The 23210-nt window shown below is 50.3% G+C and carries 16 protein-coding genes, 20 tRNA genes, 2 rRNA genes and 1 pseudogene (1 of these 39 only partly in view); 3 read left to right on the forward strand and 36 right to left on the reverse strand.

The window, feature by feature from the left end; genetic code table 11:
- Positions 1–761 precede the first annotated feature (761 nt).
- Positions 762–1148: a reverse transcriptase family protein gene (locus tag NNL35_RS29525; protein WP_050979468.1), complete on the reverse strand. Its 387-nt coding sequence runs from the start codon at positions 1146–1148 to the stop codon at positions 762–764.
- 254 nt (positions 1149–1402) lie between these two features.
- Positions 1403–1615 (reverse strand): hypothetical protein, encoded by a 213-nt coding sequence (locus NNL35_RS29530; protein WP_138985660.1) that lies wholly within the window; start codon positions 1613–1615, stop codon positions 1403–1405.
- Positions 1616–2013: 398 nt separating this feature from the next.
- Here NNL35_RS29530 and NNL35_RS30775 point away from each other — a divergent pair, with 398 nt between their 5' ends.
- On the forward strand, positions 2014–2361 hold the full coding sequence (locus NNL35_RS30775; protein ID WP_083835601.1) for a TnsD family Tn7-like transposition protein: 348 nt from the start codon (positions 2014–2016) through the stop codon (positions 2359–2361).
- 234 nt (positions 2362–2595) lie between these two features.
- Here NNL35_RS30775 and NNL35_RS29535 read toward each other — a convergent pair whose 3' ends face one another.
- The 19 genes and pseudogenes from NNL35_RS29535 to NNL35_RS29615 all read right to left on the reverse strand — a co-directional run bounded on the left by NNL35_RS29535 (position 2596) and on the right by NNL35_RS29615 (position 17473).
- Positions 2596–3000, reverse strand: coding sequence for an ASCH domain-containing protein (locus tag NNL35_RS29535; protein ID WP_006678459.1), 405 nt, complete (start codon positions 2998–3000; stop codon positions 2596–2598).
- Entirely contained in the window at positions 2978–4024 is a 1047-nt protein-coding gene (locus NNL35_RS29540; RefSeq protein WP_006678460.1) for a GNAT family protein, read from the reverse strand. Before NNL35_RS29540 ends, NNL35_RS29535 begins: the two co-directional genes overlap by 23 nt.
- The gene (locus NNL35_RS30780) at positions 4021–4557 is read right to left on the reverse strand and encodes an ATP-binding protein (protein WP_420798540.1); all 537 of its coding nucleotides are present in this window, start codon (positions 4555–4557) and stop codon (positions 4021–4023) included. Before NNL35_RS30780 ends, NNL35_RS29540 begins: the two co-directional genes overlap by 4 nt.
- Before the next feature lie 258 nt (positions 4558–4815).
- Positions 4816–5085 (reverse strand): annotated as a pseudogene (locus NNL35_RS30785) (helix-turn-helix domain-containing protein); the annotation flags it as partial.
- A gap of 251 nt (positions 5086–5336) precedes the next feature.
- Complete coding sequence (gene glmS / locus NNL35_RS29545; protein WP_006678462.1) at positions 5337–7172, reverse strand: glutamine--fructose-6-phosphate transaminase (isomerizing); 1836 nt, start codon at positions 7170–7172, stop codon at positions 5337–5339.
- 787 nt (positions 7173–7959) lie between these two features.
- Entirely contained in the window at positions 7960–9312 is a 1353-nt protein-coding gene (gene glmM / locus NNL35_RS29550) for a phosphoglucosamine mutase (protein WP_006678463.1), read from the reverse strand.
- A gap of 120 nt (positions 9313–9432) precedes the next feature.
- On the reverse strand, positions 9433–10857 hold the full coding sequence (locus NNL35_RS29555; RefSeq protein ID WP_006678464.1) for a CdaR family protein: 1425 nt from the start codon (positions 10855–10857) through the stop codon (positions 9433–9435).
- Positions 10850–11674, reverse strand: a complete 825-nt coding sequence (gene cdaA / locus NNL35_RS29560) for a diadenylate cyclase CdaA (protein WP_006678465.1) — start codon at positions 11672–11674, stop codon at positions 10850–10852. Before cdaA ends, NNL35_RS29555 begins: the two co-directional genes overlap by 8 nt.
- Before the next feature lie 169 nt (positions 11675–11843).
- Positions 11844–12461, reverse strand: a complete 618-nt coding sequence (locus NNL35_RS29565) for a zf-HC2 domain-containing protein (RefSeq protein WP_006678466.1) — start codon at positions 12459–12461, stop codon at positions 11844–11846.
- A 152-nt stretch (positions 12462–12613) separates the two neighbouring features.
- Positions 12614–13180, reverse strand: a complete 567-nt coding sequence (gene sigW, locus NNL35_RS29570) for an RNA polymerase sigma factor SigW (RefSeq protein ID WP_006678467.1) — start codon at positions 13178–13180, stop codon at positions 12614–12616.
- A 374-nt stretch (positions 13181–13554) separates the two neighbouring features.
- Entirely contained in the window at positions 13555–16347 is a 2793-nt protein-coding gene (gene ppc, locus NNL35_RS29575; RefSeq protein ID WP_254553960.1) for a phosphoenolpyruvate carboxylase, read from the reverse strand.
- Between the two features lie 216 nt (positions 16348–16563).
- A tRNA-Gly gene (locus NNL35_RS29580) sits at positions 16564–16637 on the reverse strand.
- 7 nt (positions 16638–16644) lie between these two features.
- A tRNA-Pro gene (locus NNL35_RS29585) sits at positions 16645–16721 on the reverse strand.
- A 23-nt stretch (positions 16722–16744) separates the two neighbouring features.
- Positions 16745–16821, reverse strand: a tRNA-Arg gene (locus tag NNL35_RS29590).
- Positions 16822–16828: 7 nt separating this feature from the next.
- Positions 16829–16903: transfer RNA gene (locus NNL35_RS29595), tRNA-Gly, on the reverse strand.
- 230 nt (positions 16904–17133) lie between these two features.
- Positions 17134–17207 (reverse strand) — tRNA-Gly (locus NNL35_RS29600).
- Positions 17208–17214: 7 nt separating this feature from the next.
- Positions 17215–17291: transfer RNA gene (locus NNL35_RS29605), tRNA-Pro, on the reverse strand.
- Between the two features lie 23 nt (positions 17292–17314).
- Positions 17315–17391, reverse strand: a tRNA-Arg gene (locus tag NNL35_RS29610).
- A 7-nt stretch (positions 17392–17398) separates the two neighbouring features.
- A tRNA-Gly gene (locus tag NNL35_RS29615) sits at positions 17399–17473 on the reverse strand.
- Positions 17474–17727: 254 nt separating this feature from the next.
- On the opposite strand from NNL35_RS29615, the gene NNL35_RS29620 reads away from it, so the two are divergent.
- Complete coding sequence (locus tag NNL35_RS29620; RefSeq protein ID WP_006679692.1) at positions 17728–18264, forward strand: sigma-70 family RNA polymerase sigma factor; 537 nt, start codon at positions 17728–17730, stop codon at positions 18262–18264.
- The gene (locus NNL35_RS29625; RefSeq protein WP_006679691.1) at positions 18251–19360 is read left to right on the forward strand and encodes a DUF4179 domain-containing protein; all 1110 of its coding nucleotides are present in this window, start codon (positions 18251–18253) and stop codon (positions 19358–19360) included. The genes NNL35_RS29620 and NNL35_RS29625 overlap by 14 nt, the downstream gene beginning before the upstream one ends.
- A 472-nt stretch (positions 19361–19832) precedes the next feature.
- Here the strand turns inward: NNL35_RS29625 and NNL35_RS29630 are convergent.
- From NNL35_RS29630 to NNL35_RS29700, 15 genes are all read right to left on the reverse strand, one after another.
- Positions 19833–19906: transfer RNA gene (locus tag NNL35_RS29630), tRNA-Gly, on the reverse strand.
- Between the two features lie 7 nt (positions 19907–19913).
- A tRNA-Pro gene (locus NNL35_RS29635) sits at positions 19914–19990 on the reverse strand.
- 22 nt (positions 19991–20012) lie between these two features.
- Positions 20013–20089 (reverse strand) — tRNA-Arg (locus tag NNL35_RS29640).
- A gap of 9 nt (positions 20090–20098) precedes the next feature.
- Positions 20099–20173, reverse strand: a tRNA-Gly gene (locus NNL35_RS29645).
- 96 nt (positions 20174–20269) lie between these two features.
- Complete coding sequence (locus tag NNL35_RS29650) at positions 20270–21058, reverse strand: ferric iron reductase (protein ID WP_006679706.1); 789 nt, start codon at positions 21056–21058, stop codon at positions 20270–20272.
- An 85-nt stretch (positions 21059–21143) separates the two neighbouring features.
- Positions 21144–21226 (reverse strand) — tRNA-Leu (locus NNL35_RS29655).
- A 15-nt stretch (positions 21227–21241) separates the two neighbouring features.
- Positions 21242–21317: transfer RNA gene (locus NNL35_RS29660), tRNA-Lys, on the reverse strand.
- A 7-nt stretch (positions 21318–21324) separates the two neighbouring features.
- Positions 21325–21399: transfer RNA gene (locus tag NNL35_RS29665), tRNA-Gln, on the reverse strand.
- A 22-nt stretch (positions 21400–21421) separates the two neighbouring features.
- Positions 21422–21497, reverse strand: a tRNA-Thr gene (locus NNL35_RS29670).
- A gap of 9 nt (positions 21498–21506) precedes the next feature.
- Positions 21507–21582 (reverse strand) — tRNA-Val (locus NNL35_RS29675).
- 6 nt (positions 21583–21588) lie between these two features.
- A tRNA-Glu gene (locus tag NNL35_RS29680) sits at positions 21589–21663 on the reverse strand.
- A gap of 35 nt (positions 21664–21698) precedes the next feature.
- Positions 21699–21774 (reverse strand) — tRNA-Thr (locus NNL35_RS29685).
- A gap of 4 nt (positions 21775–21778) precedes the next feature.
- A tRNA-Asn gene (locus NNL35_RS29690) sits at positions 21779–21854 on the reverse strand.
- Positions 21855–21919: 65 nt separating this feature from the next.
- Positions 21920–22036, reverse strand: a 5S ribosomal RNA gene (gene rrf / locus NNL35_RS29695).
- A 61-nt stretch (positions 22037–22097) separates the two neighbouring features.
- Positions 22098–23210: ribosomal RNA gene (locus NNL35_RS29700) — 23S ribosomal RNA — on the reverse strand (it continues 1815 nt past the right edge of the window).

Here is a 23210-nt window from a genome sequence, read left to right on the forward strand (position 1 = left end):
GGTGTAAATATTTTGTCTAAAAAGAGCGAATAAAGAAGAAACGCTGGGAATGGTTTGCCATCAATCGAGGAATTCGACACGTGTCGACATTCAGGGGGGCGGCAAATTTGGTAGATATTACCTGTACACATTCTCTGCCGGTGCTCCGAATCCTTGCGTTTTGCGATAACTTAACATGATTACCTGACGAATTTCTGGAAGCCTGGCTGGAAACGTGACTGGATGTCAGCTGGATATTCGGCTGGAAAATCCGTTGGATACTCGGTTGGAACACCTGATGACTGCCCGGCTGGAAGCTGGCCGCAGCGTCCGCCGGATGGCAGCCGGCATAGTTTTGTATCCCGCCGTCTTCACTGCGCCTCTGCTAGAGTAAAGGGCAGATAAATTCTGCCTCTCCTCATCAAACCATACGTGAGGTTTTCCCTCATACGCTTTCCGATGTTCGTCATTCATGTGCATGCAGATTACAATAGCGTTCTGAGTCCGAATTGAACGATTTCACTTCGCGTAATGAGCTCCTCCATCGAGCGCGTTGACGCTTCTTGGCATAGTATTCCAAATGTTCTTGGAATGATTTGTGACGCATATTCACAGGGGCTAGTCGTTCCTTCACGACTTCCCTAATTCGCTCCTCTGCCTTACGGCATAGCCATTGTTGGGTCGTATAATATACTTGACTTTCGGAAGTTTCGGCCTTCATCTTTCGGTGATGCATGCCTAGGAAGTCGAAAGCCTTCTTCTCCTGTCCATAGTCCGACGGTTCACGTTTTGGTCAGGTGTAACGTTAACTCCAGACGTTCCATTATCGTTCGAATGATCTCGTATGCCCGATCCGCATCCTTCTTGGGGATATATTGGCGCTTTACGGGTTGCCGATGGTAGTCGCCTTCTTTAAGAAGTCGATGACATTCGTGCACGAAGAACATTTCTCCTTGCTTCTCAATATCAGCTAGCGTCTCCCCATCAATTTCAGCAGAGTCCATATCGGCTCGTACTCTCCGCCATGCTTCCCACAGGATGTCTAACCGGTAGACCTTGTCATACAGAGCGTGAAATCTTCGCTTCTTGCTTTCCTTGGCCGCATGACCTAGTTTCTCTTGGAGTAGTTGAACGTTTTCCTTTGGTGTCGTTAGCCGTTTGGCATTCACTGACTCGTACCTCCTTAAGAAACAAAAACAAAGCAGGGCTCCTTTCCTCCCGCAGGTTGTGTTGTCCTGCGTTCCTCGGTGTAGAGTCGAAGGAGGTCGGCTTGTGCCTTCCTCCGTCCGCTCGTTCAAACGGATCATGCAGTTTTCCCGCAATCCGCTTTCCTTCATGTCACCCTCTGGGTGCAGTCCGTAGGTTCAAGTCTGGTAATAACGACAGGAGGTTTACCAATTTGTACTTGGAGTAGAAGACGGATTCATGCAACTTTTTCCATCCTATGTTGCGTCAATCTTTGAATGAGATGCTCCATGTTTCTACCAAACACCTGATTTTTATCTGATTTTAGACCGAATAAATCCATTTTGCTTTCCATAAACTCTCTATTACTACTTTGTATATGATAACGATAGATTGTACTTCGAAAATCCTCTCCTTCATAAGGAGTAGGAAAAAAACTAAGCTTTGTCATCTTATCCGTGCCCTTGTACTATTTGATACAGCTTGGTCATCCTTGTCTAGTAATTTCAACAAAATTAGTGTACACACTTTTTCTTAATGGATGATTTAGACTAGCTGTTTTGAGTAATTTCCACCCCATTACTCTTCCTTCAGTTTCTTTCAGTTTATTCGCCGCCCATGTCATCCTCCGAATTTGAAAAGATTCCGTCGTATCAATACAATGCTCGATGTAATTTCTCGTTCTTGGTAATTTGCTCAAATTTCTCGGGAGTTTCCAGACAAATATTCGTTGGTAGCAAACCTCTTAATTGACGCTACAGATATTCTTTGGGGTTCGGGTAAACTGATTATTATATCAACCGCATTCATGTGGGGGAAACGGATGATCCCACTATAAATTGTTTTTAATTGTTATCCGCTAATAGAGAAATAAGTGCCGCGGCTCGCGGCGAAGAGAAAGTAAATAACTTTCGAAATACCATATCTGGATTGATTCGAAGTGTTAATACTCGGAAGGAAGTTCGGTTGAAAGCCACAAAAGAATATAATTATCTATTCAAACATGATCGACAATGGATGGAGGAACATTTACCGCCTCGAAAATATATTAAGAGAATTGATTGTGGAAAGGTTGATGATGAATTATCAGTTATAATCGAGGAAACAGCTAAAAGCTTCTATGCATCGGATCCTCCTACTCAGATAAAGCGATATTCCATTATTAATGCATTACCACACCAAAACCAAATAACATAGCAATAGTGACTTTTATCAAAATACCCTCAAATATCCCTAGCTTTTGCCTCATTAAAGCGCCCCCATTCTTCGTTTTGTTTGATTACGTATTGGCCTTAATGATTACCCCGTTTTATATCAGTGTTGCCAACAGTAGCGCGGGCTAACTCTTCACATTGATTTATCAATAAGTGTTCAAAAAAATAAAGGCCCCAGCCAAAAAAATCCTTGGCTGAAACCATTTGTTCTTCAACATTACAAAACTAATTGAAGTTCCTTCCATTCCTCATCTGCAACATAACGATACGACTGCGGAGCTACGAAATGTCCAAAAACCTCTTCCGGTTGAACAGGGTTTTCATATTCCCGATATTCCTTAATTTGAATTGCATAACCGGTTTCTCTGTCTGAAAAATATTGCATGAAAAAGTCTTTAGAAATTCCTGATTCATTGTGAGTCCGATCCCATAGCGCTTGAGGAGTATCAGATATAATATAATCAAATGTAAATTCTCCGACAATCATCCCTACTGGCTTCGTGCAGTAAATGATGACGGACTCAACCTCTTTCTTAAAAATCCTCTTCCGGTATTCGAAAAGCTTCTTACCATTTACAATCTGCTCCACAAACTCAGGTCTAATCGATAACAATACTTTCAAGTACTCCACCTTCTTCTAGTATACGAACAAACTGTTCATCCGTGATTTGAAAGAAGCCCCAATAAATGTTGCGGTCAATCCCAATCTGCTCAATAAGCTTCTGACGAATCAATCGTTTGCTTAATGCTGCATTATATGTCATTTTTATTGTATAGCACCCGCCGCGGTTATACCAATATTGTAAATCATTTCGATCAAATACACTATATTTTGTGGCATAAGAATAAAATGCTTCAAAATTTTCGAATTCGGTTTGGTAACGGACTTCCTCCACTACGCATACAGAACTGACGACAGAACTATACTCTGCTTTTTTTCCTTCATCCTTGGTTCGATACATGACCAATATATCTCCTCTTACCAGAGGAAACACTTTCATCCTGGTTACATATATCTTGTGAATGCTGTTCGTGTATGAGACATCTTCTAGGATGTTGACGTTCTCATTTCTTAAGATAGAGTCTGGGAACATGACGGAATGATATTGAGGATAGATCGAAAGTATGTATTTGTTATTGCCTTTTATCGAAATCAAAGGATAATCCGTTAATATTTCGCCCGTAAATGTGGTCAGAGACTTTACAAACACCAACTCAGTTCCGTTTACTGTTACCTTTACTCCATGGCGTGAAAACCCATACTTTTCAAACAGATCCACGAGTGCCTTATGCTTTTCAAATACAGTGACGTAACATTGTTCTACACCCATTACAATTGCATAATCGATGGCCTTTTTTATAAAACGTTCGCCTAAGCGTGTACCGTGTGGATTTATTTTGAGCGTACCTATCTTCAGGAGGCGCTTACCGGAGATGACGGGTTCTACATCTGTAATGGGTCCTGATTCAACTTTAAAATAAAGAAAGCCTTGAACAAATCCGTTTTCGTAATACAGATATGCCTCTTCATCTCCCTTTCGTTTAAACCAAGCTGCAAATTCCCGATAATCGAATTTCAGAGAATCAAAAAAGGGGTCATTCAGATTAACCTCTCTAAACTTCTTCCGTTCAAGTATTCCGCTCATAGGGTCCCCTCCTTGTAACATTCGCTTACGAAACCGGTCAAATCAAACGTACTGGTGGGAGTAATAATACTAAAAGGGCAACGCAATTTTCCCGACACGTATTGAGCGTATTCCATTTCTGCATTTTGAAACTTCTCTAGAAATGATAGGTCATAATGCTGAGCATCTCTAGCACCTAATCTATCGTAAATGGAACACACATCATCCTTTAGAAGAATTATTCCAGAGGGGTTAATATCTGCGAATGTTTGGTACGGTACCCTTTCAACCGCATTTCCTTTATTTACAAGGCAAAAGTGCCCGTCTAATAAAAATCTCTGGGACACGCAGATACGCCTCACGGCGGATAGAAGCAACAGTTGGTTTTCCTCAACTTGATCCACTCTCTTGTCAAGTGTAAATAACTCGTTTCTTTCTTGAGCAATTAGCGTACTTGCAGAGTAATGCGCTATACCTACATGAGTAGACCTTTCTCTACACCAGCTTGTTTTGCCGACACCGTGTATACCAGCAACGAATATCAAGGACTTCACCTCAGAAATATAGTCTTATCGGACTAATATTTCGACAAATTACAGTAAATTCCTCTACACCCATCTAAGAAAAAATTGATTTTGAGCAAAAACTATAATAATTTCGTACTATACGGCGACTATGACAAACGAAAGTTCCCTCACGTAGAGACAACACTAACCATTATAATTGCTGGCCACACAATAAATTTAGACACAGGCAGTTCACACTGTTCACTTATCTTAATCTAATCGAAATCCTTTACTTTCATTGAACAATTAAATTGATCTTAAATGTATTTTTACTCGTATAAACTCAATTATTTCGTTCTTATCATAATCATCAAGATTTCTATAAACTTCAATCAACCTTCGCTCAAATTCATCTTCATATGTCGTCCCATCTTCTGCATTGACACCACTCAATAGCCAATTTAAGTTCACATTATATTGTGTTCGAATAGATATTAATGTTTCCGCAGATGGGTTACTATTTCCCAGTTCAATCTCGCTCAGGTTACCTTGAGAAATTCCTATGCTTTTTGCAAATTGAACCTTGGTTTAAATTGTTTTCTTTACGGATACATCTTATTTTATGGCCAATGTCATTCAACATTTTCACCACCAATTATGAAGTATGTATATTGTTTTTTAGCATTTTAAAAGGGAGCCACGAATCAATCCCTCGGGCTCCCTTCTAGATACTGAAAATCAATCATCTTGCATTTTGGTTCACGACATCTTTTACTGGTTCACGACTTTTTTATACTGGGACATTACAGTGCAAATAACAACCTAACTTACTCCACCGTCACGCTCTTCGCCAGATTGCGCGGCTTGTCAACATCATTGCCGCGGGCCAGGCTCGCGTAATACGCGATAAGCTGCAGCGGCACGACAGCGAGGGCGGGCGCCAGCAGCGGCAGCGTAGCCGGGACGACGAAGGTGCCGTCGACCGCCTTCTGCAGCGCCGGAGCGTTGGCTTCGTCGGTGACCGCGAAGACGACTCCGCCGCGAGCCTTCACTTCCTTGATGTTGCTCACCGTCTTCTCCAAGAGCGCAGACTGGGTCGCAAGCGCGATGACAGGCACGCCTTCTTCGATCAGAGCTAGCGTACCATGCTTCAATTCCCCGGCCGCATAGGCTTCGGAATGAATGTATGAGATCTCCTTCAGCTTGAGCGAGCCTTCGAGCGCTACGGCGTAATCGAGGCCACGTCCGATGAAGAACAGATGCTCATGCCCGGCCATTTCCTCGGCCACCCGCTTCAGCTCGCCAGCCTGCTCCAGGATGCGCTCAACCTGCTCAGGCAAGGCCTCCATCGCGGCCAACTGTTCCCGGATCCAGGCTTGGTCCTTCGTGCCCAGCGTCTGGGCAGCGTACAAGCTGAACAGCATGAAGGCAATCAGCTGCGACGTGTACGCCTTCGTCGAAGCGACCGCGATCTCCGGACCGGCCCACGTAATCATCGTGTCATCCGCTTCGCGGGCGACTGAGCTGCCGACCGCGTTCGTAATGGCCAGCACGGCGGCGCCGCAGCGCTTCGCTTCCCGCAGAGCGGCAAGCGTATCGGCCGTCTCTCCCGACTGGCTTACCACGATGACCAGCGTCTCCGGGGTAATAATCGGCGAGCGGTACCGGTACTCCGACGCGACATCCGTCTCGACCGGGATGCCGGTGCACTGCTCGATGAGAGTCCGTCCGACGAGACCCGCATGATAAGCGGTGCCGCAAGCGACAATGTGAATATTGCGAATGTTCCGCAGCTTCTCGGCGCTGAGCACATTCAGCTCCGGCAGCTTGATGCCGCTGCGGCCCTCTGTAATTCTTCCGCGCATCGTATCCCGATACGCCTTAGGCTGCTCATGAATTTCTTTGAGCATGAAATGGTCATATCCGCCTTTTTCTGCAGTGACCGCGTCCCAATCGACAACAATCATTTCCCGAGAAATAAAATTCCCTTCCAGTGTCATCAATTCGACAGCGTCCCGGGTGAGGACCGCCATCTCTCCGTCATTCAAAATATAGACTCGACGCGTATACTGTAAAATTGCCGGTATATCCGACCCGATAAAATTCTCGCCATCGCCGATGCCGATGACAAGCGGGCTGGCAAAACGTACCGCGACCAGCTTATCCGGCTCGTATTCCGTCAGCACAGCCAACGCGAAGGCGCCGCGCATATGGGAAGTCGCCCGCTGGACCGCCTTGACGATGTCGCCATCGTACTCCCGGGCGATCAGGTGGGAGATCACCTCCGTATCGGTATCCGACACGAAATGAACTCCTTCCGCGATCAGCTCTTCCTTCAGTTCCATATAGTTCTCCACGATCCCGTTATGGACGACGGAGAACTTCCGCGAAGCATCTGTATGCGGATGAGAATTCTCATCCGAAGGCTTCCCGTGCGTCGCCCAACGCGTATGCCCGATGCCGACGTTCCCCTCCAGCGGCTGCGCTTCCAGCCGGGAAGCGAGCACCGCCAGACGGCCTTGGGCCTTGCTGACCTGCAGCCCATCCGGGGTAAATACCGCAATGCCCGCCGAATCATAGCCCCGGTACTCCAGCTTGCTCAGTCCATCCAACAATACAGCTTGAGAATTTCTTGCACCGATATATCCGACAATACCACACATCCTAATCCAACCTCCGTTATGCCAGCGTACGTGAAGGACGCCGCACACGGAAGCCATGCTGCCTGCAACAACGCATCGATGCATGGCATTAGGGCCAGACCCCTTGTCAAGGAACGATCCCCCTGACAAGGGAGAACCGCAATCCGTGATATTCAATTGTGCAAGGAATGAGCGTTGCACAGCAGCATGTCCGGAAAGATCTTCCGAATCCGATGTGCGCGTCCATTCATGAGCCAGCCCATTTAGTTTATATTTTCGTTCCTGTATATTCGATATTCATCCTGTCAACGTAAGCAGGCGTTGTCCGGCAAGTCGCCTTGCCTCTTTCCGTCATGCTATTGCGGTGCCGTTGGCGCACCGGGAGGTCCCCGCCGAACAATTTCGAACACCTCCACCTCGTCCACTTGTCCAGCATGCCGAACGCTGGTGCCAAGTGCTGGCGCTTATGATGCAGTTCCCTGCGAAATGACTTCTACCCTCGCTTTCCTCATTGAATCGTATTACCGTGCATGCTTCCCGTTCGGCAAGCACTTCGAATCGCATTAGCGCTCTCCAGAGTCTTACCGCCCTGAACAGAAATATCGCGTATTCCGCCGCATGCTTATCGATTCCGTGCGTCAGCCGGCTACTGCTGTGATGTCGTGAAGCCCGGCAAGCTGTCCTTCCATCCTGCCACAGCGGAATCTGCTCTTATTATATTCATGTTGCAGCCCGTTGGCAACTGGCGTCCCGGCAAGTTAGGACAAAAGCCGCCCATCCGCTCGACACGGACAGACAGCTTGCTCCCCTAGTTCGATACGCTCAATTCCTGCGAGATCACGTCTGCAATCTGCTTCACATATCCTTCGACAACATTGACTTCCGGGCCTTCGGCCATGACGCGAATGAGCGATTCCGTACCCGACGGACGCACGAGCACGCGGCCGTTGTCCCCCAATTCCCGCTCCACCGAAGCAATCGCTTCTTCGATGACCGGATTGTCTTTGTACTTGCTCTTATCCTCAACCCGCACGTTCACGAGCACCTGCGGGAACTTGCGCATCACTTGCCGGGCTTCGCTCAGCTTCTTGCCGCTGCCCTTCAGCGTGTCGACCAATTGAATACCGGTCAGCATGCCGTCCCCTGTCGTGTTATAGTCCAGGAAGATAACGTGACCGGATTGCTCTCCGCCCAGGTTATAGTCCCCGCGGCGCATCTCTTCCATCACGTAGCGATCCCCGACCGCCGTTTTGGCCGTGTTCAGCTCTAGGCTGTCTGCGGCCTTGAAGAAGCCGATATTGCTCATGACGGTCGTCACGATCGTATCCTGCTTCAGGCGGCCCTCCTTCTTCATCGCCTCGCCGCAGATGAGCAGCACGAAGTCGCCGTCCACTTCTTCTCCCGCTCCATCGATGGCAATCAGCCGATCGGCATCTCCGTCGAAGGCCAGTCCGAGATCCGCTTCTTGCTTCACGACCTCCCGCTTCAAATGCTCCGGATGAGTCGATCCGCACTCGGCATTGATATTCAAGCCATTCGGCTCGGCGCCAATCGCGATGACCTCCGCGCCCAGTTCGCGGAACAGGCGGGGAGCCAGCTCATACGCCGCTCCATTCGCGCAGTCCAGCACGATCTTCAGACCGTCGAACCGATGCTTCACCGTTGATTTCAAATATTCGACGTAACGCCACTTCGCTTCCGTATCGGTAGTGACCGTCCCAAGATCGATGCCAATCGGACGAGGCAGCTCGTCGATCTCTGCATCCATCAGCCGCTCGATCTCCAGCTCGGTCTCGTCCAGCAGCTTGAAGCCGTCATGGCCGAAGAACTTGATTCCATTATCCTCCACCGGATTATGGGAAGCGGAGATCATGACGCCTGCATCCGCTCCCAGCTCGCGGGTCAGATAAGCGACAGCCGGCGTCGTCACGACGCCAAGCTGGATCACGTCCGCCCCAATGGACAGCAGTCCGGCGGTCAGCGAAGCCTCCAGCATCCGTCCCGATACCCGGGTGTCCATGCCGATAACCACCTTAGGCTTGGTGGCCGCCTTTCCCGTTAATACATAACCGCCGCAGCGGCCGATTTTATAAGCAAGCTCCGCAGTAAGCTCCGTATTGGCAATACCGCGTACGCCGTCTGTGCCGAAATATTTCCCCATAACAAACCTGCTCTCCTTCATTGTTCTGCCGCATGCATCCGCTCGCGCCAGGCGGGCCGGATGGGGCTGGCAGTTCCTCGATTACTTGTTATATATCGTTCACATGCTGATTATATGCGTTCATTCCTGAGTGAGCGTGTCTTCGCCGGGATCGGTAGAAGTCTCTTCTTCCGGCGTCTGATCTTCCTCATGGTTCGAGCCGTTCGGCTCGGTTGTATCTGTATCTGGGCGATTCCCTTCCGTAGCGCCATGCGTTCCGTTATCCGATTCGCCGCCGCCTTCCGGAGCGGGATCTGTCGTGACGGGCTCCCCCTTATCCCGAATCTCGACAGTTACCGTGAGCGGAGTCTGTTCCGCTCGCCTTACGAAGCGGGGCAGATTGACCTGAACGTTGATCGTATGGGTGCCTGCCGGCAAATCATTGACATTCGCGATAAGCTGAATATCGCTGGCGGTCATCTCATCGATCAGGTTCGGCGCACCGACAACGGCGACATCGAGCTTGCGGGTAGCCGGTTCCACAATCGCTGTCTCCAGTCGGTCATTCTCCCCGGTGAGCGTAATCGGAACACCGGTAATCACCTTCTGCTTCACGGCGGATACGATGACATCCACCGTAATCTCACTCGGTTCTATTTTCTCAATGTTCGGCGGCGGCGTCAATGTTACGTCCAATTTATATTGTCCGGCCTGGTCGATTTGCTTCAGATTCACTTGAACCCCGTCGAAAAATTCAACCTTATTCAATGCTTCCTGAGGACCGTACAGCGTAATCTGGTTGACGCTCGGCATCAGCGAAGAGACAGCCAGTCCGTCCGGAAGCTGACCAACAAGATCCAATTGAAGCGGAACGGTCTTGAACGGCTTCGTGATCGGAACTTCAATCTCTACGACCGATGGCGTAATGACCGCATCCTCGATTTCCTGCCCACGGTCATTATAGGCCGTTAGCTTCACGCGCTTGGCAATCACCGACTCGTTGGCCCCCTCGATATTGACGGCAGCAGAGACAGCGGCCACCTCGGTCATCCGCGACGCCGGCAGCGTCACATGAACCCGGTTCGACGGGGAGACAATCGGCGTCCCCGGCTTATATCCTTGGGCAGCCGCTCCCTGAGTCCGGACCTGAATCTCGAACTCCTTCGTCTGCACGTCCTCCAACTCGACCTTGACGCTCGACGGCTCCATCGCCTGAAGCTCGATGCCCGGAGGGAAATCATGCTGCAGCTGAACGACGTGTGTCCCCGGGCCATAGCCGGTCAAGTCGAGAATCACCTTATAATTCTCAGGCAGCGCGGCTGCGATCGTGGTTCGCTTCCCGCGCACCTGAATCCGCACCGAATCCGGCGTAATTGACTGGATTACCTGCTGCTTCGTATCCAAGCCGACGGTCCGCACCTGGACGTTGTCAATCCATCGCGTCTCCATAAGCGGAGGAACCGAGACACTCGTCGGATCATCCTTATGTACGACGATGAACAGCAGCACCCCGATGAGGAGCGCGATAACCTTGGCAGATGTGTTGTTCATTAACCATTTATCCATGATGCTCACCTTTTCGTTTCCAGAACAAGCGGCGTTCCTTTTTGGCAGGCGGCTTCAATTCCTCGAACAGCTTCGAGATGAGCGACTCTTCCTTGATGTCACGGACCACTTGCCCGTTCATAGACAGAGACACCTGCCCCGTCTCTTCCGATACGATCACCGAGATGGCATCGCTCACTTCGCTGATCCCGATCGCCGCGCGGTGTCTCGTTCCGAGCTCTTTGCTGATGAACGGATTCTCCGATAATGGCAAGTAGCAAGCCGCCGCGGCGATCTGGCTGCCGCGCACGATGACCGCGCCGTCATGAAGCGGCGTATTCGGAACGAAAATATTAATTAACAGCTCGGAGCTAAGCCTTGATTCCATGGCAATGCCCGACTCGGTATATTCATTGAGCCCCGTCGTGCGCTCAAAGACGATAAGCGCCCCGATCTTCCGCCGCGACATGTAATTCACCGCCTTAATGAGTTCCCCGATAATGCGGGCGGTCTCGTCCTCATCAACGGCGGTGCGGCGCCCTAATATTTTCCCTCGGCCCAGCTGCTCCAGCGCGCGCCGCATCTCCGGCTGGAAGATGATGACCAGCGCCAGCACCCCGAAGGTGAACATCTGATTCATTAACCATTTCAGCGTATATAAATTGAACCATGTACTGACCGCCCAGATGATGACGAGGATAAAAATCCCCTTCAACAGCTGAATGGCGCGAGTGCCACGGATAAGGACAAGCAATTGATAAATAATATAGCTTACGACTAGAATATCAATAACATCCTTGAGCATGTTCGGCCACGTCATGTCCGTAAAATAATTCATGCTGGTACCCCCAACATTCCCTGATAAAATCATTCATCTACAGCGTTCTCTCATGAACTTAACTATATACTTTTCTCCGCCATGACGCAAAACTCCTGTCTGAACCAAAAAAACTCTCCTACAGACATCGCAGGAGAGCTTGATATCGGTCAAGAGGCCGAGCATTGTGTCAAGGGACATCCGGCCTTGTACCGAACAGACTAGTAATTTGGTACCATATCCAGCTGATGGCTTCGTCGATCTGGTGGACCGATCCCGAAATATTCGCGGTGGATGCCTGGAACAGCTTCCCGTCGATGACGGTGACGTCTCCCTTCACCTTGCCGTACACTTCGGCTGCACCATTGCGAATCGTCAGATCGCCTGCTACCTCCTTGTCAGGAGGCACGATGACGACGTTGTTCTCAATGACAACGCCATCCAGATTCGAGCCTTTCACGATAAGCTGTTTATCTGAATTCCACATACTGAGCCAACTGGTCATCATAACCAAAACAAAGACGGCCGCAACCGTAATTGCGGGATGCCGCTTCACCCATACCGAAAAGGCGCTACGCTGCTTCGGCTTCGGGATGATACTCATAATGCGGTCGGTGAGATCCTCGGATACGGGCTGCAAACGATGATTGAACCCGTACAGCAGACGGTCCGTATGCTCCAACTCACGGAATCGCTCATGGCAAGCCGGGCAACCAAGCATATGCTTTTTCAGTTCCACCGCACATTCTCGGTCCAAATCGTCATCCAGAAGATCATGCATCAATGAGACGGCTTGTTTGCAATCCATTTGAGCCAGTCCTTTCTTGAAGTCTCATAAAATAACCCGCAAATGAAAAATTCTCTATCCGGCCGGAAAAGAGAAGTCGGACATTTGCCGGTCTCATATACGTTACGCTGCAGCAATCGAATAGTTTCAAACAAATAATCTGTTATTTATTCCTATAATTTCCGTTCCAGCTTTTTGCGCAAAAATTCCCTGCCCCGGTGCACGCGCGTTTTGATGGTCGTGACCGGCATATCCAGCACATCGCTGATCTCCTGCAGCGACATATCCTGCAAATACCGCAGCACCATGACCGACTTATATTTGGACGGAAGGCTATTAATCGCTTCCTGCACCATCCGTTGGGTCTCGCTGACAATCAGATACGATTCCGGCGTCCGGTCGTCGCTTGGAATCATGGCATATCCGTCCACGCCCTCCTGTTCCGTCATCTCGGCGTCCAAGGAGTAACTCGGCTTCCGCTTGCGAAGCCGATCGATACATAAGTTCGTCCCGATGCGGTAAATCCACGTGGAGAACTTCTGATTCTCGTCGTAGCGGTCCAGATTGCGGTATACGCGCAAAAAGGTATCCTGCACCACGTCCTCCGCCTCATGCCGGTTATTCAGCATGCGGTAGGCCAGGTGATAGATCTTATCTTTATATAATTCGACAATCTCGGCGAAAGCCCGTGTGTCTCCTTTGCGGGCCAATCTCGCGAGCCGTTTCTCCAATGTATTCACGGTCTCCCTCCATCCTCACTGCCCGTTAATGCCGATGTCTTCCACAATCATTGCGGTACAATGACAATGCCGGACATCGCAAGCAGGAATCCGAACCTATGGAGCACCGTCCCCTGTACTCTGTCCATCCGTCCACTCTTACGCAGCACGATGGCCGTCCAATTATGCGTGGTTCACAGGCGAGTCCGCCGTCCGCCACGCTTCAAGGCCCGTCCGCCCCGGCACACGATTCCTTTCTCTCTCGTTGAACCTGTCCTGCGTCTACACAGGAAAAGTCGAGTCTTGAATACTCAAGACTCGACTGCATCGTCGCTTGCTTCCTACGCTGGTCGAATCGACGAATCCTATATACGGTGATTCCTACTTGTCGGCCGTCAACCTGTATTCCGAAGTCCCGCCGCAATGCCATTGATGGTCAATAGCACTTCACGAAGCAGAATCGGATTGTCATTGCCCGCTTCACGCAGTTCACGCAATTCGGATACGAGACCAACCTGCATATAGCTGAGCGGATCCACATACGGATTGCGGAGCCGGATCGATTCCTGAATGACCGGGACATTGTCGAGAATCTCCTGCTGTCCCGTAATCTTGAGAATCAAATCCGACGTTAATTTGTACTCTTCTTCAATCAGGCTAAAGATGCGTTCCCGCACGGCATCATCCTTCACCATGCCGGAATACTCCTTGGCGATGACCAAGTCGGCCTTGGCCAATGCCATCTGCAGGCTGTCGATCATCGACTGGAAGAAGGAATAATGGCGGTACATGTCGCGCATCACGGCCAGATTCTCTTCCTTGCCCTGATAAAAGCTCTGCAGGCCTGTTCCTGCCGCATACCAAGCCGGCAGCAGATATCGGCTCTGCGTCCACGCAAACACCCATGGAATGGCACGCAAATCCTCAAACCGGTCGCTGTTCTTCCGCTTCGAAGGCCGGGAACCGATGTTCAGCTCGCCGACTTCAGGCAGCGGCGTCGATTCCTTGAAGTAAGTCAGGAAATCCGGATCCCGGAAAATCAAATCCTGATATTTCTGCAACGACGTCTGGGAAATGCTCTCCATCAGCTCTTTCCACTTGGATTCATACAAATCCGTATGGGCTGTCCGTGCCAGCATAGCGGCTTGAATGAGCGCAGAGGTCGCTTGTTCCAGACTGCGGTAGGCAATGCCCTGCATCGCGTAACGGGAGGACAGAACCTCGCCCTGCTCCGTAATCTTGATGCCGCCCCCGATCGTATGCGGAGGCTGGGCAAGGATGCTCCGGTTGAGCGGCATTCCCCCGCGTCCGAGCGCTCCGCCCCGTCCATGGAAGAACTTAATTTTAACATTATAGTCTTGAGCCATTGCTGTCAATTCCTTAAGCGCCATCCGCAGCTCCCAGTTGGCGGTAAAGACGCCTCCGTCCTTGTTGCTGTCGGAGTACCCGAGCATAATCTCCTGCACATTGTTCATTGCGCTGACCGCGCTCCGGTAGATCGGAAGGTCGAACAACCGCTTCATGATGCCTGGCGCTTCATGGAGGTCGTCAATCGTCTCGAACAGCGGCACCGCCTGAATCGTGCAGTGCACGTTGCCGTTCGCTTCCTGGCGGAACAAGCCAACTTCCTTGGCAAGCAGCATAACCTCCAACACGTCGCTGGCCGCTTCAGCCATACTGATCAAATAGCTGGTGATGCATTTCTCGCCGAACTCCTTCTGGGCGCGCTGGATCGTGCGGTAGACGTCCAGACATTCCCGGGTCGACTCGCTATACTCTATATAGGACGACACCAATGGTCTTGGGTCCTGCAAAAGTTTATGAAGCAAATCGATTTTTTCTTCTTCGCTGAGCGCGCCGTAATTATCGACAATCTTCATGTTGGCCAAAATTTCGGTCATGGCGTTCTCATGCTCTTTACTGTGCTGGCGAATATCAAGCGCGGCCATGTAGAACCCGAACAATTCCACTTGGCGAATCAACTTCGCAACAAGCGTATCGGCCACATAATCCGCATAGTGATGGCGAAGACTACGATCAATAATGCGCAGATCCTCTACGAATTCCACAGGATCGCGGTAACGCGCAGAAGTGTCTCGCGTAGACTCATCCATCATATTATGCAATCGTTCGAACATATAGATTAACTTGATGCGATATGGTTCTTTTTCATTATTCCAAAATTCAGTGCGCTTCAATGGGACATTCGCGCGATCGGCCGCAATCGATTGCAGCAGTTCATCGGATACTTCTACAATGCCGGTGCTGAAGCTAAGGCTGCGGAATAATTCCTTCAGCCGCCCTTCGTATTTGCGAATCGCAAGCTTCCGGTGCATTTGCAGCGTCTCCCACGTCACCTCCGCAGTGACAGACGGGTTGCCGTCCCGGTCTCCTCCGATCCAGGAACCGAACCGCAGATACGTTGGCACATGCCAGCTCTGCGTCGGATAATATTTATCAAGGCAACGTTCCAGTTCCTGATATACCTCAGGCAGAACATCGAATAACGTCTCATTGATGTAATACAATCCATTGCGGACCTCATCCAATACCGTCGGCTTCCGATCCCGGAGTTCATCCGTCTGCCATAGCGTAATGACTTCATTCAACAGCTTGTCGCGCAGCTGCTCCCGTTCCCGGTACGTCAGCGTAGGATTATCAAGCAGCATCATGTCTTCCGCAATCCGCTTATGAATATCGAGAATCGCACGGCGCATCGCCTCGGTCGGATGGGCGGTCATGACAAGCTCCAGCGAGATGCTGTCCAGAATCTGGCGCAATTCCGCTTCCGAACAATTGCGTTCCTTCAATTCCAGAATGACGCTCTCGATCGAGCCCGGCTGGACCGTCTCGCCAGCGGAACGTTCATAATCGCGCTTGCGCCGAACCCGGTGATTCTGTTCTGCGATATTCACCAACTGAAAATAAATAGCAAAAGCACGTATCACTTGATGCCGGATATCTGGGTTCAACGTATTGATCAGTTGTTTGAACTCTTCGTATAATTCGGGCAGAAATACAGCTCGCAACGATTTGCTTATTTCCCGAATCTTCTCCACAATGTCAAGCAGCTCGTTCCCGCCCTGATGGACGAGCACTTCACCGAGGATATTACCCAGAAAACGAACGTCCCTCCGCAACAAGTTGTTGGAGTTCGCTTTGCTCGCGGTTAACGTAAGGTCTGTCATTCGTCTCCCCCTATCTCTGCAATCCTGTTCCAACGGATTTTGGCTTTCCTAACATCATACTACAAAATAACTCGAAAATCTTTACTTTATTATGAAAAAATCGGACGTTACCTATGCGCATCTTCTCATTAGTTCGGAAGTTCGGATTTGGAAATAAAAAAAGGACCTCTCATCGAAGGTCCGTTCGGTGCGAAATATGTATTGGCTTACGGTTAATGGAGCGGGTGATGGGAATCGAACCCACGCTACCAGCTTGGAAGGCTGGAGTTCTACCATTGAACTACACCCGCAAATGAATGGTCGGGACGACACGATTTGAACATGCGACCCCCTGGTCCCAAACCAGGTGCTCTACCAAGCTGAGCTACGTCCCGATGTATGTATCCATTTGTTGAAGTGGCGCGCCCTGAGAGATTCGAACTCCCGACCTTTTGATTCGTAGTCAAACGCTCTATCCGGCTGAGCTAAGGGCGCATTCTTCTGGAGCGGACAACGGGATTCGAACCCGCGACCCTCGCCTTGGCAAGGCGATACTCTACCACTGAGCTATGTCCGCATTATTTTACAACATTAATTATTATACCACAACCTGCGCTGAATTTCAACATCGCTTCCCGCAGAATGCAGATAATGGAGCGGGTGATGGGAATACTCAACATGCTCCGATTCGGACTGCCTGCGGCAGGCCTGGCGGTTCATGTTGACGCGCGTCCTGATTAGCCACGGCTCCGATGCATGCACGGACGGTCGAACCCTGGGGTTCGCTTCCCAGCAGAATGCAGATAATGGAGCGGGTGATGGGAATCGAACCCACGCTACCAGCTTGGAAGGCTGGAGTTCTACCATTGAACTACACCCGCAAAGAAATGGTCGGGACGACACGATTTGAACATGCGACCCCCTGGTCCCAAACCAGGTGCTCTACCAAGCTGAGCTACGTCCCGACGTATGTATCCGTTTGTTGAAGTGGCGCGCCCTGAGAGATTCGAACTCCCGACCTTTTGATTCGTAGTCAAACGCTCTATCCGGCTGAGCTAAGGGCGCATTCTTCTGGAGCGGACAACGGGATTCGAACCCGCGACCCTCGCCTTGGCAAGGCGATACTCTACCACTGAGCTATGTCCGCATGATGTATGTCGTATGTTGTATATTATTGCACAACGTAAGTATGATAACATATTTCCTGCTGAGTATCAACAATGAGTTGATGCCAATTTTTGAATGCAGTTAGGAATGTGTCAACATTTATTAAATATGTTATATACTTTCAAGTCAGGTATTTTTATTTCCATGTAACCTTTCCTGATAATGCCGGATCTAATGTTTGAAAATGACTCAGAGGAGGATCATACGGATTTATGAGGAAGGTGGCGATAACAGGTGGATGTACATAAAGAATATATTCTTAAGGCGCAGGCCGGTGACAGTGAGGCTTTCATTCATCTGATGCAGGAAATGGAACTGCCCCTGTATCGAATGGCGCTTCTGATGGTGAAGCAGGAGGCGGATTGCGCCGATGCCATTCAGGAAACGATGTTGAAAGCCTACAAATCGATACACTCGTTAAGAGAACCGGAATTTTTCAAAACATGGCTCTACCGCATTCTTATCAACGAGTGCAACAAAATATTGAAGAAGCGCTCGCAAGCGGTAACGATTGAGGAGTGTCCCTACCCTTCCGCCAATTCAATGGAATATGACAAGATCGATTTGCATGAAGCCGTCGATCGGTTGGATGAGAACCTGCGTGTCGTCATTGTGCTGCACTATTTTCATGATTTACCCATCCATCAGATTGCCGATGTGCTCGATATTTCGGCGGGAGCGGTCAAGACTCGGCTGCATCGGGCCAGGAAGACATTATTAAGCTGGTTAAGCAACAATCCGGAAGGGGAGATGAACTGTGGCACGTTATAATTTGGACAAGGATCTGATGGAATGCCGGAACAACCTGCCTGACCAACTGACGCCGATGCTGCGCTCTCGCTTGGACGGCACGTACCAACTCATTCGGCAGCTGGAGCCAGGTACGAGCCAGTTCGCCGAACCCGTCCTGACAAGACCGAGTCGTATAAGAAAAGCAGCCATATTTACTGCAGTCGTCGCCTCAATGGGCGTAGCTCTGGTCGGGGCTGGTTTCCTCTCGCCGACACTGGCCGAGTCACTGAAAAGCATCCCGGTTCTGGGCAGCATTTTCAAGCTGATGGGGGATGCCGGACTGCAAAAGGCCGATCAAGAGGGACTCGTCTCCGTCATCAACGAAAACATAGAACAAAATGGCATCTCACTCATTGTTCCCAAAGTGACCTATGACGGGGTACGCATTGCATTTGAATTGACGAGGCAACCGCCTAAAGGCACGAAAGGCGTACTGCTCGATGTAAGGGCCGTCTTCGAAAATAGAGTGCCGAAAGGCGCATTTGACCGAATTCAAGTATCCATGCCGGGTGCCTATGGAAGCCTTGGAGTCGGCACCCCTGCGAACGAGCCGTCCGAATCCGTTATTGTGCAGCTTAACGAGCTATCTGGCAACATCCCCGATCAATTCAACATGTCGGTGAAGGTATGGCTTAAAGGTTACGAGGAGCCTTACGAATTGACTGTGCCGGTTACCAAAAATACAAAAGACAATATCACTTTGGTCCCCGAGGAGCCAACCAAAACGTATGGGAACATTAACTTTACCATTGAAAAGCTGGAACTGACGCCGATTTCCACAAACCTGAATCTGAAGCTAACTGGCGAACCGAGCATCGGGGGCTTAAGCGACATTAATGCCGATATTATCGATGAACAAGGTCGAACACTGGAAGTGCTGAGCGGGAGGGGAATGATGGGCGATACCTTTTCTACCTGGACTTCTGAAACAACGTTCGAGCCTATTCCGGCCAAGACGAAGACAGTAACAGTCAAACCGTATATGATGAGAACGGTGGAAAATAATAAGCGGGAGAAGGAATATATTCCGGAGCTTGAGTTCACCATTCCGGTAAAACCGCGCCCTGCCGATTAGCCGGGCCAAGCATAGACAACACCAAACCCGATTCGAGCCTTCGCCCGATCGGGTTTGGTCATGATGGCCTATCGTCTCCTGGGAAACGACGAATTGCAGCAGATCGTCAGTAGCGCAGCCGCTCTCATCCCCATTCCTCGGTTATAAGGGCCTCTCTTTTACGTTCCATAGCTAAATCCTGCAAAATTGCAGTATTCTCGCCACCCAACTTTTCCGCAAAAGAAATTCCTGCAGAGCTACATCAATTTCCCTCTATTTCGTTCATCGTAGCGCTTAACTGGGGAAAATGCTGTACATTTGCAGGAATTGTCATGATTAGCGCCTGGAGCTAAATAAATACTGTAAAATCGCAGGTTTACTTTACTTAGGCAGCATCTCCACTCGAAAAGTATCGGTATCCGACGCTTTAAGCAGGTCAGATTGCCCTTAAACGCAACAAAACCGCCCAACGGCGGTTAACTGATGTTAAGTATGGAGCGGGTGATGGGAATCGAACCCACGCTACCAGCTTGGAAGGCTGGAGTTCTACCATTGAACTACACCCGCAAATGAATGGTCGGGACGACACGATTTGAACATGCGACCCCCTGGTCCCAAACCAGGTGCTCTACCAAGCTGAGCTACGTCCCGATAAGTATCCATTTTTTGAAAATGGCGCGCCCTGAGAGATTCGAACTCCCGACCTTTTGATTCGTAGTCAAACGCTCTATCCGGCTGAGCTAAGGGCGCATTTTATTCTGGAGCGGACAACGGGATTCGAACCCGCGACCCTCGCCTTGGCAAGGCGATACTCTACCACTGAGCTATGTCCGCATCTTGTCTCTTCATCAAGATTTATCAGAAGCGACAAGTAATAATATATCATAAAACAAATACAATTGCAACATGAATTTTATATTTTTTTGCTTCTTATTGATACAATTTGCAAATATCGGCCCGCTGCCGCTCCGTAATATGCGGACAGGTCGTGCAATGAAGGCCTTGTTCGCTTCGGAACTTGAGACAGCACACTTCCCGAATCCTCAACATGTTGCCGTCCTGTGCAGGGTGCGGAATGACCGTGTAGGTGAATGCCAACGGATTGGCTTCATATTGGCCGTATAAGGCCCCTGCAGCTTCATGCAGTACCCCATCCCTATCTTCCTGCAAAAGCAGTTCCTGCGCCGTTGTATGTGCCTCTGTAGCCCAAAGATCGTAATAGTACTCCAGCACGTTGGCAACATTGGCCCATAGCACCTTAATGGAAATACCGGACACCTGATTCATCAGTTGAAACAACCGGTTGAAATGTCCCTTGAACAAAAGCTCTATCTGCCGTTCTCGCGCCAGGCTTCTGGGTTCTCCCCAACATGGTTCAAGCTCCGGCTCACCTAGTACATGGATATCCCCAGATGCGTCGAGTATAAGGGTAAAGGACCATTTGTCCGGATCCAGCAGTTGTCCCAGCCTGGAGAAAGCATGCATTCCTCCCCCGGCAAGCGGATGGGCATACCGCTTCATCAAGAGCGAAGCAGCCACCTTCTCGTCCGCACAGCGGTACAGGCGCTTCGCCTCCCGCAGCAGACGCCGGATTCCTGCTTCGGTAAGCAGCTCCTCCTTCGACAGAGCAACCCGTTCAGACTTGGCCGCACGCTCCCTGTCAAGCGGAGCGCGAATACGGAACATATCCTCCCAGCATGGCTGCTGTTCTCGAAACATCCATTCTCCTCCTGACATCCCGTATTGAACGCATTCTCTTCATAAACAAACAAAAAACCCTTGTCCGACAAGGGTTTCATGGTACTGGTGCGCGTGGAGGGACTTGAACCCCCACGGTTGCCCGCTAGATCCTAAGTCTAGTGCGTCTGCCAATTCCGCCACACGCGCATTCCTATACATTACTGGTGAGCCATGAAGGACTCGAACCTTCGACACCCTGATTAAAAGTCAGGTGCTCTACCAACTGAGCTAATGGCTCTCATAAATGGCTGGGGATATAGGATTCGAACCTATGCATGACGGAGTCAAAGTCCGTTGCCTTACCGCTTGGCTAATCCCCAACGATGTTCCTATGTGATGTCATGGTGCCGGCGATAGGAGTCGAACCCACGACCTACTGATTACAAGTCAGCCGCTCTACCAACTGAGCTACACCGGCTTACATGAATGGTGGACGCTGACGGGATCGAACCGCCGACCCTCTGCTTGTAAGGCAGATGCTCTCCCAGCTGAGCTAAGCGTCCACAAAGTGGTGACCCGTACGGGATTCGAACCCGTGTTACCGCCGTGAAAGGGCGGTGTCTTAACCGCTTGACCAACGGGCCTCAGGATAACTTGTCTATAGTTTGTAAAAAAGTACTGGAGCTCTCAACCGGGATCGAACCGGTGACCTCATCCTTACCATGGATGCACTCTACCTACTGAGCTATGAGAGCAAGATGGCTCCCCGAACAGGACTCGAACCTGTGACAACTCGGTTAACAGCCGAGTGCTCTACCGACTGAGCTATCAGGGAACAGTAAGGAACAGTTCTGCGCTGCGCGGAATTGCAAAAGCAAATCCACGCTCGCATTTCTGTCTGCTTGGCAGCGTCCTACTCTCCCAGGACCCTGCGGTCCAAGTACCATCGGCGCTGGAGGGCTTAACGGTCGTGTTCGGGATGGGTACGCGTGGAACCCCTCCGCCATCGCCACCAAACAGATAAGGTATTGTACCTTAAAAACTGAATGCGAAAGCAAGTTCTTCAAATCATCTTCGTTAGGATAAGCCCTCGACCGATTAGTATTGGTCAGCTCCATGCATTGCTGCACTTCCACCTCCAACCTATCTACCTCGTCGTCTTCAAGGGGTCTTACCAATGTGGGAAATCTCATCTTGAGGGGGGCTTCACGCTTAGATGCTTTCAGCGCTTATCCCTTCCGTACTTGGCTACCCAGCTATGCCTCTGGCGAGACAACTGGTACACCAGCGGTACGTCCATCCCGGTCCTCTCGTACTAAGGACAGCTCCTCTCAAATTTCCTACGCCCGCGACAGATAGGGACCGAACTGTCTCACGACGTTCTGAACCCAGCTCGCGTACCGCTTTAATGGGCGAACAGCCCAACCCTTGGGACCTACTTCAGCCCCAGGATGCGATGAGCCGACATCGAGGTGCCAAACCTCCCCGTCGATGTGGACTCTTGGGGGAGATAAGCCTGTTATCCCCAGGGTAGCTTTTATCCGTTGAGCGATGGCCCTTCCATGCGGTACCACCGGATCACTAAGCCCGACTTTCGTCCCTGCTCGACTTGTAGGTCTCGCAGTCAAGCTCCCTTCTGCCTTTGCACTCTTCGAATGATTTCCAACCATTCTGAGGGAACCTTGGGGCGCCTCCGTTACTCTTTAGGAGGCGACCGCCCCAGTCAAACTGCCCGCCTGACACTGTCCCCGAACCGGTTCCACGGTCCCAGGTTAGAACTCCGATACGATCAGGGTGGTATCCCAACGGCGCCTCCACCGAAGCTGGCGCTCCGGCTTCCCAGGCTCCCACCTATCCTGTACAGACCGTACCAAAGTCCAATATCAAGCTGCAGTAAAGCTCCATGGGGTCTTTCCGTCTTGTCGCGGGTAACCTGCATCTTCACAGGTATTAAAATTTCACCGGATCTCTCGTTGAGACAGCGCCCAAGTCGTTACGCCATTCGTGCGGGTCAGAATTTACCTGACAAGGAATTTCGCTACCTTAGGACCGTTATAGTTACGGCCGCCGTTTACTGGGGCTTCGGTTCATAGCTTCGCCTTACGGCTAACCACTCCCCTTAACCTTCCAGCACCGGGCAGGCGTCAGCCCGTATACTTCGCCTTACGGCTTCGCACAGACCTGTGTTTTT

This window comes from Paenibacillus dendritiformis (genome assembly GCF_945605565.1).
In the GTDB taxonomy this organism is placed as follows: Bacteria; Bacillota; Bacilli; order Paenibacillales; family Paenibacillaceae; genus Paenibacillus_B; species Paenibacillus_B dendritiformis_A.